This is a genomic window from Cryobacterium sp. 10S3 (assembly GCF_034344045.1).
Classification (GTDB): Bacteria; Actinomycetota; Actinomycetes; order Actinomycetales; family Microbacteriaceae; genus Cryobacterium; species Cryobacterium glucosi.
The window spans coordinates 4,217,423-4,233,169 of the sequence record NZ_CP133773.1 but is presented as its reverse complement, the minus strand read 5'-3'; the positions used below and the strand labels follow the sequence as shown (position 1 = coordinate 4,233,169).

The window sequence follows — 15,747 nt, the reverse complement described above, 5'->3', positions numbered from 1 at the left end:
CCTTCGGTGCGGGGGCGAGCGAGGGCTGGTAGGGCTCGTCGGTGCGAGCTTCACTTCGATTCTTTCCGACCCGATATCCCGGTGCTGGCGGATATCCGACGTCACAGAGTCACGCCATCGAGATCGCAAGCAATCGCGCTCCACGGGAGCAGTGAGGCCGATAGCACAGCCGAACACACCAGGCAATGTGAAAATTTGGATCCCGAACTGCGCACCATCGGCTTCCCCAAGGGCTTGTATCACTGCGGGCAGTAGTCGCTGAAGGTGTGCCTTCGATGCGCGCACGTTTGCCCTCGATGCCGGGCGAACGCGTCAGCCGGCGACATTACCGGGTGACGAATCCCTTCCTCACCATGCTCTCGGCGGCGGCCACGATGGCTTTGCGCGGGTCGCGCGGCGTCCAACCCAACACGCGGCGCGCCTTGTCGTTCGAAGTCTTCTTCGAGTAGCCGAGGTCGGGAACACCGGGCATGTCGGCGAGCGACCGGGTGGGCACGTGCCGCGCGTCAACACCGAGATGCGCCTTGATGACGGCTCCGATCTGCTGCATCGGGATGGCGGGACCGTTCGAGAGCAGGAGACGCTGCCCGGCGGCATCCGCCGCCGTCATCGCGAGGATGTGCGCTATCGCCACGTCGCGTACGTCAACGATGGGGATATAGAGATCGGGGAAGCCAGGCATCCGGCCCTCAAGCATAGTCTGGACTATGCGGTTCGCCCCCGAGACGTCGTCGCCCATTACCGGTCCCATCACCGCCACGGGGAGCGTGGCAAGTGTCATGGCACCTCCCTCGTCAGCCATGAATTGCCAGGCGGCGCGCTCGGCGAGTGTTTTGCTCTTACCGTATGCGTCGACGCCCGGGCCGTCAAGGATGGTCCAGTCGTCCTCGGTGAAGACGTGGCCATTGTGTGGGTGTCCCCAGCTCACCGCATGAAACGCGGAGGTGAGCACGACACGCTGCACGCCGGCGTCGCGGGTGTTGTCCGTCACGTTGAATGACGATGAGGCGTCATCCTGATTGACGATGAGAATTGGGGGTGTGGGCGGCACGGTGACGTGGTCGTCGTCAGCGATGACGGCGTCTATCGTGACGGTCGTCACGATGACGGCGGTTTTCGGGCATGCGGAAGCGCCTCGGCGCGGGATCTCAGGTGCGCAAGGGCGCGGGGAGGAGCCGGCCGCGGGTGAACATTCCGATCAGCGTCCACACCGGCAGCGGGCAGTCCCAACGCTGCCGGCAGGCCAGCGCCGCGCCGGCGAGGAGGTTCAGCGCGTCCCCGAGCGGAGTCGGCCAGACCAGATCGCGGCTCAGGATGTCAGGATCGGCACGGTACGCGTGCTGCACACCCTGTTCATGCAACCAGTCGGCGTGTGCTTCCCGTGCCCGACGCAGCCAGCGGCGCACCGTGGAGACCGGGCGGCCCAACTGGGCCGCGACCCGGCGGTGCCCGTCGCCGCGGGCCTTCGCAGCCAGGGCAGTGCCGATCACCTCGGCCGTGTCCGCCCGGCGCAGCACCAGCGCTGCGGGCAGCAGCACGTGCGTAGCTGCGCACTCCGGGCAGCGGGCACAGCGGGGTCGCACCGTGACCGGTGCCTCGTCGAGGCTGCGCACCCTGCGGATGCGGCCATACCCGTGCGGGCGCAACGCCCCGGGACAGCCGGGACAGCCCAGCTGCCCCGCGTCGAGCAGGGCCTCGGCCTGCTCCGGCGAGGCGACCACGATCATCGCGTCCAGCTCCGTTCTGCTGCCACAAGGTCATGCCAGTAACTCTTGACTACCACACCTGGCCGGGGAAGGGGCCACCTCGTGTTGAGGGTGCGGCGGTCGCCGTCAACGTGCCGAGCAGCCCGGCCAAGATCATCGTGACGATCACGGCCCGGGCGTTCGTCCGCGACCATCGCCGCTCGTCACGATGATGCTGCCGACGTGGACAACCCCATCGTCAACCCACGTGACGCACAACCCCGGCCTCATCGTCACCCACGGAGACGTACAACACGCGGGCCGCACGCAGGACCCGCAGCGCGCCCTCCCGTGCCGGCACGATAAGGTCGGCCTCGTTCTTGAGATGCCCGGGTAGCACGGGGGATGCCACGTGCAGTACGTGGTCCACTCCGGCGACGGCCTCCGGTCATCCGGCGTTCTTGAGCAGGTCGGCGACGACGAAGCTGAGGTTTTCGCCGTGCACCAAGCCCGCGTCGGCGAGCACGGAACGCACGGATCCCTCCTTGGCGAGTGAGCGGACGGTGGTTCGCACCACATGGCCCTGCTCGAGAAGCTGCAAGATGATGTGGCCGGCGATGAAGCCGGACCCGCCGGTGACGAGTACGTGATGTGTGGTCATAGTGATAACTCTTCCGCGCCAGGCTGTGCCCAGCCAGTGCCCCTTCAATCATGGGAGCGGCAGGACCATGGAACATCCGTGACCGCGGGCCTACGGTAGAGAAATGACCAACGCGCCGAACCTGCTGGGCGAGTACCTGCGCGCGCGCCGCGAGCGTTGACCTTGATCGACGTGCCCCGAAGTTCCTTGGCGTACATGACCGTGTCATGGCGTGCCGAGGGCATCCCCCTGAATTTGGTTACTTAATGATTGGGGCGATGAAGGTGTAGGTGACCAGGATGGCCAGCAGTAAGACGAAAATCCTTAACGCCCACAAGGCTTTCCGAGTGCTGGGGCCCAGCACAGCCGGGGGGACCGGGCGTGATTTTGCTGTGGACAGTTGGCCCGGTTCAAGTACCGCCGCAGGGTCCTCCGTGTCATGGTTGCAGCTTTTCACCTGGGTTCCTTGTCGTTTGCGGAGCACTCGGATTCGTGTTCGTGTGACTAGTTCGGAATGAGGTGGATGGTCTGGAGGAAGGAGATGATTCCGTAGCCCGCCGCGCAGAGCGCGATGAAAGTGATCACTAGGGTTCCTAATATATTGGTCAGGCGTGTGTTGGCCCATTTGCCCATCAGTTCACGGTCGTTGGCTAACATCATCAGGAAGACCAGCGTGACTGGGAGAAGAACAGTGGCCAGCACATTCGCGTTCAGCGCAATGGCAAGCAACGGCGCACCAGGAATCAGGATCACTGCCGCCGAGATCAAGGCCGAGGTGACATTGACACCGTAGAAAAGGCCTGCGCCGCGGGGGGAACTGTTGAAGCTGGCCGAGACCCCGATACATTCACCGGCGGCGTACGCGGTGCTGGCTGAGATAGTCAGGATCGCCACGGCCCCGGCTTCGATTAGGCCCAGGGCAAAGACCGCGCCCACCGGCATTCCCGCCACGGCGCTCAGTGCGGCAGGGAAACCAGCGCCCGCGAGACCCTGGATCGCTGAGCCGCCATGAGCGAACAGCGCCGCACCGACGATGAGGGCTGCGCAGCCAAACACCGCGGCCAAACCTGCACCGACCGCCGTGTCCAGACGGCCGTGCCTAATGTCCTGGTGGGTTATTCCCTTATCTGCCGAGGCGCTCTGCTGGAAGAACACCATCCATGGTGTGACGGTCGCACCGATGGTTGCAGTCAGCAGCAGCAGCAGCGGGGTGAGACCATCAAAGGGAAACGGTGACCACGTCGCGAACGCTCCGCCGATGGCACCCGGATCCGGGTGCACCATGATCGCGGCGACCAGGAACAGGCCGTTGAACATGGCCAGTCCCAAAACAATTCTTTCCCACCGCCGGTACCGTCCCCCGGCGAGGGTCAGGAAGACCAACACGATCCCCAGACTGGCAGCGACCGGCGCTCCCAGGCCGAAGAAGGCCAGACCGACCCGGATCGCGACGAACTCGGAGACCAGGGTGACGAGATTTGTGAGCACGAGGTCCACTGCCCCGAACCACCCCCAGAGACGACCGTAGCGTTGCAGGACCAGTTCGCCGTAGCCACGATGGGTCACGGCGCCTACCCGCATGGACATTTCCTGACAGAGGTAAGACATCGCGAAAAGAACAACGATGAAAGGCAGAAAGAACCCCGTGCCATAGTTGGCCCCGTCCGCGGCGTAGGAGACCATGCTTGGCCCGTCATTTTCGCCCAGCATGACCAGCAGTCCCGGGCCGGCCAGCAGCCACGCCAGGTGATACCCCTTACTGGACTGCCGTGCCCGGGAGACCCGGGCACGGTCAGAGGAACGCGCCACGTCCTCCCGCGTCAGAGGCAGCCCATTAGTATCCAAGAGGATCACCACCGGGCCCGGCGGACGAAATCGGACGCGCACAGGGCACACCCTCGCGCTGGGCGGACGCGAACCATTGGATGGGACCTGGCAAAGACGGAATGCCTCATAGAGGAATTCTGGCACGCCTAAAATAGTGGAAACGCACGAGGACTTTTGCGCGGGCCGCGGCCGGTCACGACGCCTTGCTGACCTACGAGAGTGGCAACGCCCCAAGACCGGGAAGTGCACCGCTCCGCGGGACGCAACCGAGGATCTGTCAAGACGTGAACCGGGCTTGGTCACTGGCATCTCGGATCATGAACTTTTAGGTCCCGCCCGCTGGCGTGATGGGCGGCGTTGATTGGAGATTCGTAGGAGGAGGGCCCCGATGACCCAGTTGGAGATGACGGAGGATCCGCCGGCAGAGAGCCAGGGGGTGGTGAGTCCGGTGAGTGGAATGATGCGGGTAAGTCCGCCGATGATGATGAACGTCTGCAGGGCGACGACAAAGGCAAGCCCGACGGCGAGGAGAGTGCTGAAGTCGTCGGCGCTGTCGTGCGCGATTCGCAGGCCGCGCGCGGTGAAGAGAAGGTAGAGGGAGAGAATGGCAAAGATCCCCGCGAGGCCGAGTTCTTCACCGAGGCTTGCGAAGATGTAGTCGCTTTGCGAGACCGGGGTGATCCAAGGCTGCCCTTGGCCAAGGCCAGTGCCAATCAGGCCACCGTGCGCGAAGCCAAATAGACCTTGGACGAGCTGGTAGCTTCCGCCGGTCGCGTTGTAGACCTGGGTGTCGAATGGGGTGAACCAGTTAGTGATCCGAAGGTTCACGTAGCTGAGGCTGGCATTGCCAGCAGCGGTGCCCGCCACGATGAGTAGACCACCGATGATGAGCCAGCTGAGCCGTGCTGTGGCAACGTAGATCAAGACGAGAAAGATCCCGAAGTAAAGCAGGCCAGGGCCGAGATTGTGTTGGGCGATCACCACAAGGATAGAGAGCAGCCAGACCAAAACGATCGGGCCCGTATGGCGAACGCGGGGAAATCGAAATCCGAGATGTTTGTTCCCCAAGAGCGACAGCGCGTCGCGGTGTCGCACAAGGTATCCTGCGAAGAAGACCGCCAAAGCGATCTTCGCGATCTCCCCGGGCTGGAAACTGAGCGAACCGATGCTGATCCAGGCCCGAGCGCCGGAGACGACTCTTCCGATTCCGGGTACCAGGGGAAGCGCGAGTAAGGCCACGGCAATGAGCCCGAAGGTGAACGTGTATCGGTGCAGGAGCTGAATGTTCCGTACAACCAATAGCGTCACCAGTGCACAAATGACCGCGATCGCACACCAGACGATTTGTCGAACGCTCGCACTTGCCCAGCCGGTAGAGCCGTAATGAAGATCGATCCGATAAATTTCCGCGATCCCAAGCCCACTGAGGACGGTCATAATCGGCAGAATGAACGGATCAGATAACGGTGCCGCGAACCGCATCACCACGTGCGTCAAGAGCGACAGGGCTGGAAGTGTCGCGCTCACACCGATGAACGCCGCATCAGTGTGTCCGGTAGCTCCCAGCTGCACGAGCAGCACACTGCCGAGCACAATGACACTGGCCAGCAGCAACAAGAACAGTTCAACATTCCGGGTCCGAACTCCGGGGACCGCGCCGCGCAATCGTGCCGCACGGTCAATGGGTAATGCTGTGACCGGGCCTATTCGACGCACGGGATCGACCCGGATTGCAGCGGAGTGGCCCGGTCGGTGTAGGCGTCCTTCGTCTCGCCGGTATTCTGCGGTACCCCCGGCGTTGCCGACGCGGTCGACATCGTGATCGTCGAACGGTGGATGAGGTTGGACAGATCGTTGTAACTGTAGATCGCGAAGGCCGCCATCCGCCCAACGATCACAACGACCGCGCCCGCGCCCGCGACACCAGGATCCTCCGACGTCGACGCACACGCTTACTCGCCTCGCCACGATGAGCGATCGGACGGGCATCGGGTGTTGAAGAGGTCATCGGAGAGTCCGTTCATCAGCCAGCAGCGAAAGGCCACCGTACGAAAGCGCGCAAGGCGGCGCTCGTCACAACTATGGTGGAGCGCCCTGCAAACTCACTGAGGCCAATTTCCGACACTAATGCTCCCATGCCCCCTGGATGGGGTTGTCCCGCAGGATATGCAATCGTCAGCCGGAGAGATGTCTCTAAGAACGCGAGCCGTTCGCGCGAGCGCGAAGCCGTGTGTAAGAACTTTCAAAATGAAAAGGGCCGTCCGCGGTGTGATCGAAAAAGGGCACGTGCAGTGATGTCTTCAACCCGGCTGTCGAGTCCCGCCGAAGTAGTAGCAGCTGCCGTGCCGACATCCGCACTATTGGGTTCGCAGCGTGCGTACCGTCACCTCCGTCCCGCCCGGCGTGCCCGTAGGTGAATCCAGGAACTCGCCGCGAGCGACAGAAACTGCCTCGATGCTGTGCGCGTTTTTGCCCGGCTTCGTCCGGCTTTCCCCGAGCGAGGTCACGACCACCAGGCCGTGGCGATGACGGTAAGGCCGGCCCCAGCGATACAAATGTCAGCCAAGCTCTCCTACGGACGGCATTTAGAATAACGCGAATGCCTGTTCCCTAGCTCCGTCCAATGACGAGTCCAGGGCGAGGCCACGCACGCGGCGCCCGTTCCCGGCCTCGACCCTGCTACCTGTAACGGTGACCAGGGTACGCCCCGCGTACGGCCGTTTAGACTGTGATCGTAAGGCACCCGACCAGGGTGTTGCCGCCCGCCCCAGTGTTGATCCCATACGCGCAGATCCGATGAGATCCGGGAGCGACCGCGATCTTCTCCGAATAACCATGCGCCCCACCGTAGACCGGGTAAACCGCCCCAACATCCGGACGGTCCTTGTCCGCCATGAACGCCGCACCCACCGCGTCCACGTAAATATGCACCCGGATGGACGCGGTCGTGTCCGGATCGATGGCCCAACCCGACACAGTCACGCCGTCGCTCGCGACAGTTGCCGCATCAAGCGCACCAATCGGCGCCCTGCCCAGATCAGGGATCGTCGCAACAGGCACAACGACGTCCTTGCAGTTCAACTGAGTATTGCCGCCCGCCCCAGTGTTGATCCCATACGCGCAGATCCGATGAGATCCGGGAGCGACCGCGATCTTCTCCGAATAACCATGCGCCCCACCGTAGACCGGGTAAACCGCCCCAACATCCGGACGGTCCTTGTCCGCCATGAACGCCGCACCCACCGCGTCCACGTAAATATGCACCCGGATGGACGCGGTCGTGTCCGGATCGATGGCCCAACCCGACACAGTCACGCCGTCGCTCGCGACAGTTGCCGCATCAAGCGCACCAATCGGCGCCCTGCCCAGATCAGGGATCGTCGCAACAGGCACAACGACGTCCTTGCAGTTCAACTGAGTATTGCCGCCCGCCCCAGTGTTGATCCCATACGCGCAGATCCGATGAGATCCGGGAGCGACCGCGATCTTCTCCGAATAACCATGCGCCCCACCGTAGACCGGGTAAACCGCCCCAACATCCGGACGGTCCTTGTCCGCCATGAACGCCGCACCCACCGCGTCCACGTAAATATGCACCCGGATGGACGCGGTCGTGTCCGGATCGATGGCCCAACCCGACACAGTCACGCCGTCGCTCGCGACAGTTGCCGCATCAAGTGCACCAATCGGCGCCCGGCCCAGATCCTGCACGCCCGACCCGCTATCGGGGACGACCACGTTCTGGCAGCCCAGCACGGTGGTCCCGCCGATACCGGTGTTGATCGCGTACGCACAGACGGAGTGCGGTCCCGGCGACGCCGCGAGGGTATCGCTGTAACCGTGATTCGCGCCGTATGCCGGGTATGCCGCCGCGATATCGGGGCGTGACATCCCCGCCGAGACGGCCTTACCGACCGAGTCAACGTAAAGGTGTACCGCGATCGGGTCCGTAGAATCCGGGTCCAGAGCCCACCCTGAGACGTTGACGCCGCCGGTCACGCCCTTAATCCCGTCGATTGAGCCGATCGGTGAGCCGCTCATCGCAGTGATGGATCGGCAGCCGAGTTGCACGTTCGAGCCAGGACCGACATTGATCGCGTAGATGCAGACCGTGTTCGGTCCCTCGGACGTCACCGGCACGGTCACGTCGAAGCCGTGGTTGGATCCGAGGCCCGTGTAGACGGCCGCGACGTCGTTACGTACGAGGTCCGCGCTGAAGGCGGTCCCCACGCTCCCCACGTAAACGTGCACGGCCACCGGGGCAGAGGTGTCGGGATCAATGGCCCAGCCGCTGACCCTGAAGTTACCGGGTGAGGCGGTGATGGAGTCGACGACGCCAAAGGGACTGGCGGTCACGCCGGTGGGCGAACCGAACCAGTTCGAGTAGTAGACCCAAAAGTTACGGTTGCCGTAGGACGAGCAACCGTCACCGGTACCGCCGAGGTTGGCAAGTGCCGCACTGTTGGGCTGGTAGGGCGTGTAATTGTAGAGGTCAGCCGTTGCCTGGTTCCGGATGTCCACGTCTGTCGCCCCGCAGGCGGCATTCGGGTGGTATCCGACGGAAACATTGCCGATCTGATAGTGGCGATCCGGGTAGTTGGAGTACTGCCGGAACTGCCACGCAGCCTTGTAAACTTGGTTGTAGAAGCCGTAGAAAGCCGCGTCGCACGAGCTCGTGTCCGGGCATCCGTAGCCCATGGCCTTGCGGTACGTCGAGTCGGTCGGCGACGTGTCCGTGATCAGCCCGGTCTCCTTCTCCAGAAGCACCAGCAGCACCTGGGGGTTGATCCCACAGGCCTGCGCCGTCTTGAAGATGATGCTGGCGGCCGACTCGCTCCCGGAACCGGCGTAGGCGGAGCAGTGCCCTGGTTCGACGGCGGCCCGGTCATAGGTCGCCATCGTGTAGTCCTTCAGACAGACATAACCGCTCGAGCAGGACGAAACCTGCGCATTGAGGAAGTCCTGGACCTGCCCTACCGACATGGTGCTGGTGTCGAAGAAGTTCTGGTCGGAGATGATGTAGCCCGGATCAAACTCGGATCCGGTGAGCGCTTCGGCGGCCTGTGGGGCCGCGGCGAGCGGGATCGCGACCAATGCCCCACCGACGATGGCCAGCGCGGCCACCCAGGCACGGGTTCTCAACCCAGCAGAAATTGGCACTTCGGTCCCCCTCGCAGCCGACTACTACGGGAGACGGTCCGAGTACAGGCTACGGCGCACTCGGAGTGCGTGCCGATCATCTTCGCGGAACGCACCCCCCAAACGAGGTTCGCGGTGGAGCCTTTCAGTTCGTCGGGGGTCAGGCGGTTATAAGTCCATGGGCTGTGACCCGGGCGAGGAGGCCGTGGGGAGCGACCGGCCACCAAGCGCCAGTCAAACCGCCGCCCCAACACTGGCAACCCAGGTCTGTGAGGATCTACACGTCGCTTATCATGAGCGTCATGGACCACACCCGCGAATTGAGACCTTCCAAGAGAACGGCGCCCACTGACGCTGCTGCGGCCAGTGAGAATGAACATCTTGGCCTAAATGCTCGACTTGGACTTTTCCTTACCAGCAAGGTCGGATCTATGTGGTCCGTCTATATCACTATCGTTTTCGTATTCGTCTGGATTGTCCTGGCCAGCGTCGGACCGTTACATAAGACTGACCCTTACCCGTTCCCTTTCCTACTGTTCCTGGGTAACTTGGTGCAGCTGGTACTCGTGTTCGTGATCCTCGTAGGCCAGGGTGTACTCGGCCGCAGTTCTGATCATCGTTCCGAACGCACCTTCAGAGACGCTGAAACGATTCTCAGCGAGGTCCTCACACTGCATTCCCACCTGGTGGAACAAGACCGCATCCTCAACAAGGGCGTCGATCTGGTCAAATCGAGTGCGCACCCGCGGGTGAAGGAAAGGGAGACGATAACACCGACTACGGTCGGGGAGCAATATGTGGGACTCAATGGTCGTATCGCTGCCGCAATTACAAGGGCCGTCAGCACAATGTGGGCTTTCTATTTTGCTGTGTTTTTCCAGTTCGGGTGGATCGGATTGGCCTTGACCGGAATCATCACTTTCGACCCCTACCCATTCGCGTTTCTCCTCTTTATTTCCAGCCTCCTCCAACTGGTGTTCATGTTCGTCATCATGGTCGGGCAAGATGTACTCGGCCGGGCCGGTACCCAACGCGCCGAGCAGACTTACCTTGACGCAGAAGCAGTCGTCCATGAATGCCGCAGACTTCAGCGCCACCTCACACAACAAGACAAAGCAATAGTCGCTATCTGCAACTACATCGAATCCGAAGCCCCCCAAGACCACCCCATCAGACAAACACTGCCCACCGTCACATTCTAAAAAACATACAAAGAAGAGTGAGTGGCTGTGAACCCAACGGATTTTGAATTCGCGCTTCGCCTGCTTCTAGCCACCGGGTGTGGCCTGATGATCGGTCTCGAACGTCAATTTCGCTCACGAACGGCTGGGCTGAGGACTCAGGCCCTCGTAGCGGCGGGTGCCGCAGTATTTGTGCTGTTCGGAGAGCAAGCCGGTGTTCCCCAGGCACCGCTGCAAATTGCGGCGTATGTCGTTTCGGGAGTGGGCTTTCTCGGCGGTGGGGTGATTTTGCGGCAGGGCTTTACCGTGCAGGGGCTGAACACCGCGGCAACTCTCTGGTGCTCGGCCGCCGTGGGATGTCAAGCCGCTGCCGGACATCTCATACCCGCCCTGACAACAACGGCGGTCGTGCTGGCGATACACCTGCTACTTCGTCCGCTTGGGCGGTTGGTTGATCGCGCCCCCGCTACGAAGGAAGAGTCAGTCGGCTCCTACACTCTCCTAATCCTTGTTCGCCGCAAACATGAACCGCACCTTCGAGCTCAACTCGTTCAGGCTTTGTCAGGACCGGCATTCGTCTTGCGAAGTGTTGCAAATCATTCCCCGGAAGAGTCCCTCACCGGCACCAGTCTTGTCCAACTCCAGGTTGAGCTCCTGATCGAGGGAAATGCACCTGAGTTACTGGACACACTGGTCACCCGGCTCTCTCTCGAGCAGGGTGTGAGTAGCCTCTCCTGGCACTCCAACAACCCAGAGACCGGCACGGACGACGATCGTGACGACCAACAGCCCCTGACCCGGCGCCGATTCACCCTTCGCGGCAATTAGTGGGCAGCACCATCCACATCGTCAACGAAATACACCGCACGAGGTCACCCCTCGTGAAAGCCTTTCTCGAAAGCGCGAGACGCAGTGGGCAGGACCGAAGCTAACCTCATCGCCGGCGAAACACATACGCAGGTGTCGCCCACCCCGGCCGACACCGATCTGATCTTTGTGGACTGTGCCGCTACCCGGGTGAAATAATTCGTCTTCCACGCCAATGCTGGGCTCTGTCGGATCTATTCTCCGGCGTCAACACGCCTCGCGATGAGGCGAAGCGCCTCCCACGTGCGCGTGCTCTCGGCCGCGACCATTTTCATGAACACGTCCAGAGGCAGACCGTAGTCAACGAGCAACCACTTGGCGCGCACGTCTTCTGCCAAAGCATCGATCTCTTCAGTGAGCGTCATGTCCATCTCCTCTTTCAGGGTTCAAGCGGATTGCCGCTTTACTGCGCCCAGTATAAAGACGCAGCTTGGCTGGCAGCGCGTGTCGAAGACGTGTTCATCTCGAACACCCACTGTTTTGCTCCTGAGATTCCCGGCACAGGCGGCGGGGCCCGGGACCATGCCATAGGCTCCTGGACGATTTTTAGGGCTGTGGCGTGGCATTGTGGACGGCTTGTTCGCGGTGGGTGAGGTTGCGGTCGGCGAGATCATCGAGTTCTTTGTCTGGTGCTGCTTCCACGGCTATGAGGCGATTGTCGGCTGTGGGTAGGGCGCGTAATAGCTCGTCTAGTTTTCGTTGTGTCGCGGCCTGTTGTCGAGCTTGAGTGTGCTGGATGACGAAAACCATGACGAGGGTGATAGTGGCGGTCACGGTCGTGAGGGCCGTCTCCCACCAGGCAGGAAAGCCTAGGAGAAGGCCCGAAAACAACCACAGCAGAGTGATGAACGCGGCAGTGAGACCGAAAGAAGCATGTGCAGTGATATCGCCAACTCGATGGATGAACCGGCTACTCCAGTGGCGTTCACGTCCGCCGGGCGCTTGTCGGGGCGAGTTGGATCGGGGAGGCTCTTGACCGGACATGCGATCCACACTAGCTTCGGAGCCAGCTCGCGTTGGCGTCCGGTCGCGCCGTGCAGCTTTACGACCAAGAAGATGACGTCCCGGCCGCGAGGAAGGGAAAAGAAATCATGATGAGCACGAGTGTGAAACAGGTCCCTGACAAAAAGGCGCCGAAAGCCGGGGTGCTCCGGTGGCGGGTCGATGTGGCGGGACACGATTATGCGGCGGCGAGATCGTATCTGTCGCTGAACGCGAAGCCCAAGGCGATTGACGCGCTTGTGAAACAGTTGAGGGGGACGCGGGTCGTCCATTTCAAGGCCAAGGACCTGTTGCGGGGTTGTGGGTTGCCGCTCTTGCCGCGCAGCAACCCGGATGTTGCCAAGGAATTGGACCGCATAGCCGCAGGCGTCCAGCTGTCGCCGTGTTTGATCATTCGAGGTCAGATCGGCAAGGGTCGCGTCGCGCAGATCGCCGATGGTTATCACCGGATCTGCGCGGCGAATTACGTGGACGAGGACGCCGAGGTCCCCGTGCAGATCATCAGCGCGTAGGCGTGCCGTGATCATTTCTGCGGGCCGTGACGTGGGGCATTTGGGGCTGTCGCCACGGGACCGCGGCTGGGTCCATGAATTCAATAACCGGAATCGAGAATGGACTCGACTTGGCGCTGAAATGTTCGGGACGTACTTTTTGGTTCTGGTCGCGGCTGGAGCAGGAACAGTCGATTCCCTCACCCACGGGGACGTCGGCCGCGGCGCCAGTGTCACGGCGCCAGGGTTAATGGTCGCGGCCATCATATTGTTCATGGGCGCCGTATCCGGTGCTCACCTCAACCCGCTGGTCAGTGTTGCCTTCGCCTTGCGAGGTGACTTTCCTTGGCGCCGAGTGCCGGGATATGTCCTCGCCCAGTTGGCCGGCGCGATCCTGGCATCACTAACCCTGATAGCCGTGTTTGGCCCACACGGAGGTAACGGCGAGACAGTCCCCGGTCCTGCCTTCACGGACTCGCAAGCGCTCGTCGTCGAGGCTTTGTTGACTATGGGGCTGGTGAGCACAATTCTGGGCTCCGCATCCGGGGCGCAGAACGTTGGATCCTTCTCGGCGATTGCGGTGGGCGGGTACATAATTCTGGCGGGGCTATGGGCGAGCCCAGTCAGCGGGGCTTCGATGAATCCCGCCCGGACTGTCGGCCCAGACCTCGTTCGCGGCGACTTCACCCACACCTGGGTATACCTCCTCGGACCCTCAATCGGAACGCTCCTAGCCGTGGGCTCAGCCTATTTTCTACGCGGCCCAGGTGGCGGACCCACGGGGACGAAAGCCGCCCAGGGAAGAACCGACCCCGAGCAACCCAGCCAACGACACCCCCACCCCGATAACCGATTGTGAACGCTCCGCCAAAAGACCAGCACGAAAACACACCAGATTGCGGTTGAGGAACCAGGCTAGCTGGTCATGGTGTCCCGTGTCGGTCTTCGTGACCCGGTGCAGGGCAGGTCTCGGCGCCATGGCTCAGGAAACGCGGACTGAGCATTACGATCGGCTGCTGCCTCCCGGCACCGGTACCGGTACCGGCAGGTGGAACACGATCAAACGCCGCCTCTTCGACCACATGTCAGTGGACTGGCGCGGCACTGGTCACCCACTTTCCATCGACTTCGTCGCGCCGACCACGATCCGAATCCGAAATCACCTGGCGACTTTGTCCGTCAGAGGCTGGCGCCTGGATGTGAAGATGAGGAAAAAAAGAGAGGAGAGCACTCAACACCGGGCTCCCAATCACCCATATTTGGCTCGGCACTGACGTCGCTTCAGCGGAGGTCAGTGCCCATTTCCTCTGACGTTGTCTCGCTGAAACCGTGAGGCTGCCTCACCGGGTTGCTCGTGATGTGGCCCGGTTGCCCAGTCCGCATCCAGGTGTATCGGCGCGACGATGAAGGGATCGATGTCACCTGTCCCGGGCCTATGACAGCTGAAGCCAGCCCGTAGATGGCGTCGTGCGACACGCTTCCACCCTGCGATAATTCTTGTGCCGCTGAGGGAGGATAGTCCAACGGGCATGTCACAGGAGGACCGGCCACAATTTTTGATGGTTGGTTGGTTCTTTCCAACAAGTGCCATTTACTGATGGGGCACGCGGGAAATCTGAGACCACATGAAAAATTCACTGCGCACTCGCTCCACTTTGAGGTCCGTTCGCCCTGCCACGGCAGACACCGCGTCGGCGCCGATACCCCAAGTGCGAATGATTCGGGTGAGGCGAATTTTTCATGCTCTGCCAACGAATTACTTCCTGCTGTTGGGCACGACAGTGTTCTTGGTCGTGTTCGGAATGGCCATGGTCTTGTCTTCCTCGTCGGTGGATTCATACCTGAGCGGTGGCGGATTCTTTGGCGTGCTCCTCCACCAGGGCTTCGTGGCCCTGGTCGGCATCCCGTTGATGCTCCTCGTCAGCCGGGCTCCGCTCAAATTTTGGCGACGGATCGCGTGGCCGGCCTTGATCCTCACTTGCTTCGTGCAATGCCTGGTATTCACTCCGCTGGGCGTGACCGTCGCCGGAAACACCAATTGGCTATCAGTGGGCAGTTTCCAATTCCAGCCCTCCGAAGCCATCAAGGTGGCTTTGGCCATCTGGCTCGGCACGATCCTCGCTCACAAGCAAAACCAACTCGACGACTGGCGACACGTCCTCATCCCCGTCCTCGGAGTCGGCGGGACCGCGGTCATGCTTGTCATGATCCGAGGTGACCTCGGTACGACCGTCATAATGGCCGGGATGCTCTTTGGTTCGCTCTTCTTCGCTGGCGTACGGTTGCGCATGCTGGCGATTCCCCTAGGAATTGGCGCTGTGGGCGCTATCGCCGCTGCCGCGGGAAGCGCTAATCGGTTGACGCGTATCCTCAGCTTCTTTGGAACTGGATGCGACACCACGACCGGGACGATCTCGGCTTCATGCTGGCAACCCCTGCACGGCACATGGGCGCTGGCCAATGGCGGAGTCCTCGGCGTTGGCCTTGGCAACTCCAAGGCCAAATGGTCCTGGCTACCGGCCGCCGACAACGACTACATTTTCGCCATCATCGGCGAAGAACTTGGCCTCATCGGCGCCGTCGCCGTTCTCCTCCTGTTCGTACTCCTCGCAGTCGGGTTCATCCGAATCATGAGCGCCACAACACACCTGCAAGCCAAAGTGTCCACCGCAACAGTCATGGTCTGGATCATCGGCCAGGCCCTCGTTAACATTGGTGTGGTTCTGGGGTTCATCCCCGTGCTCGGAGTTCCCCTCCCCTTCATCTCGGCCGGAGGCACAGCCTTGCTCACGACCCTCGTGGCAATCGGCGTCGTGCTCTCCTTCGCCAGGAACGGTCAAAACACAAGAGTTAGCGACAAGCTCCACACGTCCCCCGCCATACGGCCCGCTGGCTCGTAGCCCCCGCGGAGCTCG

The 15,747-nt window shown here is 61.9% G+C and carries 15 protein-coding genes; 6 read left to right on the top strand and 9 right to left on the bottom strand.

What is annotated here, in order from left to right; translation table 11 throughout:
* Window positions 1–325 precede the first annotated feature (325 nt).
* Window positions 326–1,102 (bottom strand): NAD-dependent epimerase/dehydratase family protein, encoded by a 777-nt coding sequence (locus tag RHM57_RS19500; protein WP_322140585.1) that lies wholly within the window; start codon window positions 1,100–1,102, stop codon window positions 326–328.
* A gap of 46 nt (window positions 1,103–1,148) precedes the next feature.
* Window positions 1,149–1,727 (bottom strand): helix-turn-helix domain-containing protein, encoded by a 579-nt coding sequence (locus RHM57_RS19495; protein ID WP_322189237.1) that lies wholly within the window; start codon window positions 1,725–1,727, stop codon window positions 1,149–1,151.
* Window positions 1,728–1,759: 32 nt separating this feature from the next.
* Here RHM57_RS19495 and RHM57_RS19490 point away from each other — a divergent pair, with 32 nt between their 5' ends.
* Window positions 1,760–1,918: a hypothetical protein gene (locus tag RHM57_RS19490; RefSeq protein WP_322136684.1), complete on the top strand. Its 159-nt coding sequence runs from the start codon at window positions 1,760–1,762 to the stop codon at window positions 1,916–1,918.
* Between the two features lie 215 nt (window positions 1,919–2,133).
* On the opposite strand, the gene RHM57_RS19485 is transcribed toward RHM57_RS19490, so the two are convergent.
* The 5 genes from RHM57_RS19485 to RHM57_RS19465 form a co-directional block, all read right to left on the bottom strand.
* Entirely contained in the window at window positions 2,134–2,346 is a 213-nt protein-coding gene (locus tag RHM57_RS19485) for an NAD-dependent epimerase/dehydratase family protein (protein WP_322136685.1), read from the bottom strand.
* 483 nt (window positions 2,347–2,829) lie between these two features.
* The gene (locus RHM57_RS19480) at window positions 2,830–4,035 is read right to left on the bottom strand and encodes an NRAMP family divalent metal transporter (protein WP_322140583.1); all 1,206 of its coding nucleotides are present in this window, start codon (window positions 4,033–4,035) and stop codon (window positions 2,830–2,832) included.
* Window positions 4,036–4,467: 432 nt separating this feature from the next.
* Window positions 4,468–5,769, bottom strand: a complete 1,302-nt coding sequence (locus tag RHM57_RS19475; protein WP_322136688.1) for an FtsW/RodA/SpoVE family cell cycle protein — start codon at window positions 5,767–5,769, stop codon at window positions 4,468–4,470.
* Between the two features lie 86 nt (window positions 5,770–5,855).
* Window positions 5,856–6,035: a hypothetical protein gene (locus RHM57_RS19470; protein WP_322136689.1), complete on the bottom strand. Its 180-nt coding sequence runs from the start codon at window positions 6,033–6,035 to the stop codon at window positions 5,856–5,858.
* An 838-nt stretch (window positions 6,036–6,873) separates the two neighbouring features.
* Window positions 6,874–9,276, bottom strand: coding sequence for a hypothetical protein (locus tag RHM57_RS19465; RefSeq protein ID WP_322189235.1), 2,403 nt, complete (start codon window positions 9,274–9,276; stop codon window positions 6,874–6,876).
* Window positions 9,277–9,593: 317 nt separating this feature from the next.
* Here RHM57_RS19465 and RHM57_RS19460 point away from each other — a divergent pair, with 317 nt between their 5' ends.
* Together RHM57_RS19460 and RHM57_RS19455 are read left to right on the top strand one after the other, a co-directional pair.
* The gene (locus tag RHM57_RS19460) at window positions 9,594–10,493 is read left to right on the top strand and encodes a DUF1003 domain-containing protein (protein ID WP_322136692.1); all 900 of its coding nucleotides are present in this window, start codon (window positions 9,594–9,596) and stop codon (window positions 10,491–10,493) included.
* 21 nt (window positions 10,494–10,514) lie between these two features.
* Entirely contained in the window at window positions 10,515–11,300 is a 786-nt protein-coding gene (locus RHM57_RS19455; RefSeq protein ID WP_322136693.1) for an MgtC/SapB family protein, read from the top strand.
* A gap of 233 nt (window positions 11,301–11,533) precedes the next feature.
* On the opposite strand, the gene RHM57_RS19450 is transcribed toward RHM57_RS19455, so the two are convergent.
* The gene (locus RHM57_RS19450) at window positions 11,534–11,704 is read right to left on the bottom strand and encodes a hypothetical protein (protein ID WP_322136694.1); all 171 of its coding nucleotides are present in this window, start codon (window positions 11,702–11,704) and stop codon (window positions 11,534–11,536) included.
* 181 nt (window positions 11,705–11,885) lie between these two features.
* Window positions 11,886–12,323: a low affinity iron permease family protein gene (locus RHM57_RS19445; protein ID WP_322136695.1), complete on the bottom strand. Its 438-nt coding sequence runs from the start codon at window positions 12,321–12,323 to the stop codon at window positions 11,886–11,888.
* A gap of 50 nt (window positions 12,324–12,373) precedes the next feature.
* On the opposite strand from RHM57_RS19445, the gene RHM57_RS19440 reads away from it, so the two are divergent.
* From RHM57_RS19440 to RHM57_RS19435, 3 genes are all read left to right on the top strand, one after another.
* Window positions 12,374–12,853, top strand: coding sequence for a hypothetical protein (locus RHM57_RS19440; protein WP_322136696.1), 480 nt, complete (start codon window positions 12,374–12,376; stop codon window positions 12,851–12,853).
* Window positions 12,777–13,691, top strand: coding sequence for an MIP/aquaporin family protein (locus RHM57_RS19660; RefSeq protein ID WP_369125156.1), 915 nt, complete (start codon window positions 12,777–12,779; stop codon window positions 13,689–13,691). Before RHM57_RS19440 ends, RHM57_RS19660 begins: the two co-directional genes overlap by 77 nt.
* Before the next feature lie 856 nt (window positions 13,692–14,547).
* On the top strand, window positions 14,548–15,732 hold the full coding sequence (locus RHM57_RS19435; protein ID WP_327014470.1) for an FtsW/RodA/SpoVE family cell cycle protein: 1,185 nt from the start codon (window positions 14,548–14,550) through the stop codon (window positions 15,730–15,732).
* The last annotated feature ends 15 nt before the right edge of the window (window positions 15,733–15,747 follow it).

Excerpts from the sequence above, each read along its gene's own strand:
- RHM57_RS19495 (WP_322189237.1), bottom strand. The coding sequence starts at position 1,727 with ATGATCGTGGTCGCCTCGCCGGAGCAGGCCGAGGCCCTGCTCGACGCG.
- RHM57_RS19490 (WP_322136684.1), top strand. The coding sequence starts at position 1,760 with ATGCCAGTAACTCTTGACTACCACACCTGGCCGGGGAAGGGGCCACCT.
- RHM57_RS19485 (WP_322136685.1), bottom strand. The coding sequence starts at position 2,346 with ATGACCACACATCACGTACTCGTCACCGGCGGGTCCGGCTTCATCGCC.
- RHM57_RS19480 (WP_322140583.1), bottom strand. The coding sequence starts at position 4,035 with ATGCTGGGCGAAAATGACGGGCCAAGCATGGTCTCCTACGCCGCGGAC.
- RHM57_RS19470 (WP_322136689.1), bottom strand. The coding sequence starts at position 6,035 with ATGGCGGCCTTCGCGATCTACAGTTACAACGATCTGTCCAACCTCATC.
- RHM57_RS19460 (WP_322136692.1), top strand. The coding sequence starts at position 9,594 with ATGGACCACACCCGCGAATTGAGACCTTCCAAGAGAACGGCGCCCACT.
- RHM57_RS19450 (WP_322136694.1), bottom strand. The coding sequence starts at position 11,704 with ATGACGCTCACTGAAGAGATCGATGCTTTGGCAGAAGACGTGCGCGCC.
- RHM57_RS19445 (WP_322136695.1), bottom strand. The coding sequence starts at position 12,323 with ATGTCCGGTCAAGAGCCTCCCCGATCCAACTCGCCCCGACAAGCGCCC.
- RHM57_RS19660 (WP_369125156.1), top strand. The coding sequence starts at position 12,777 with ATGGTTATCACCGGATCTGCGCGGCGAATTACGTGGACGAGGACGCCG.
- RHM57_RS19435 (WP_327014470.1), top strand. The coding sequence starts at position 14,548 with ATGATTCGGGTGAGGCGAATTTTTCATGCTCTGCCAACGAATTACTTC.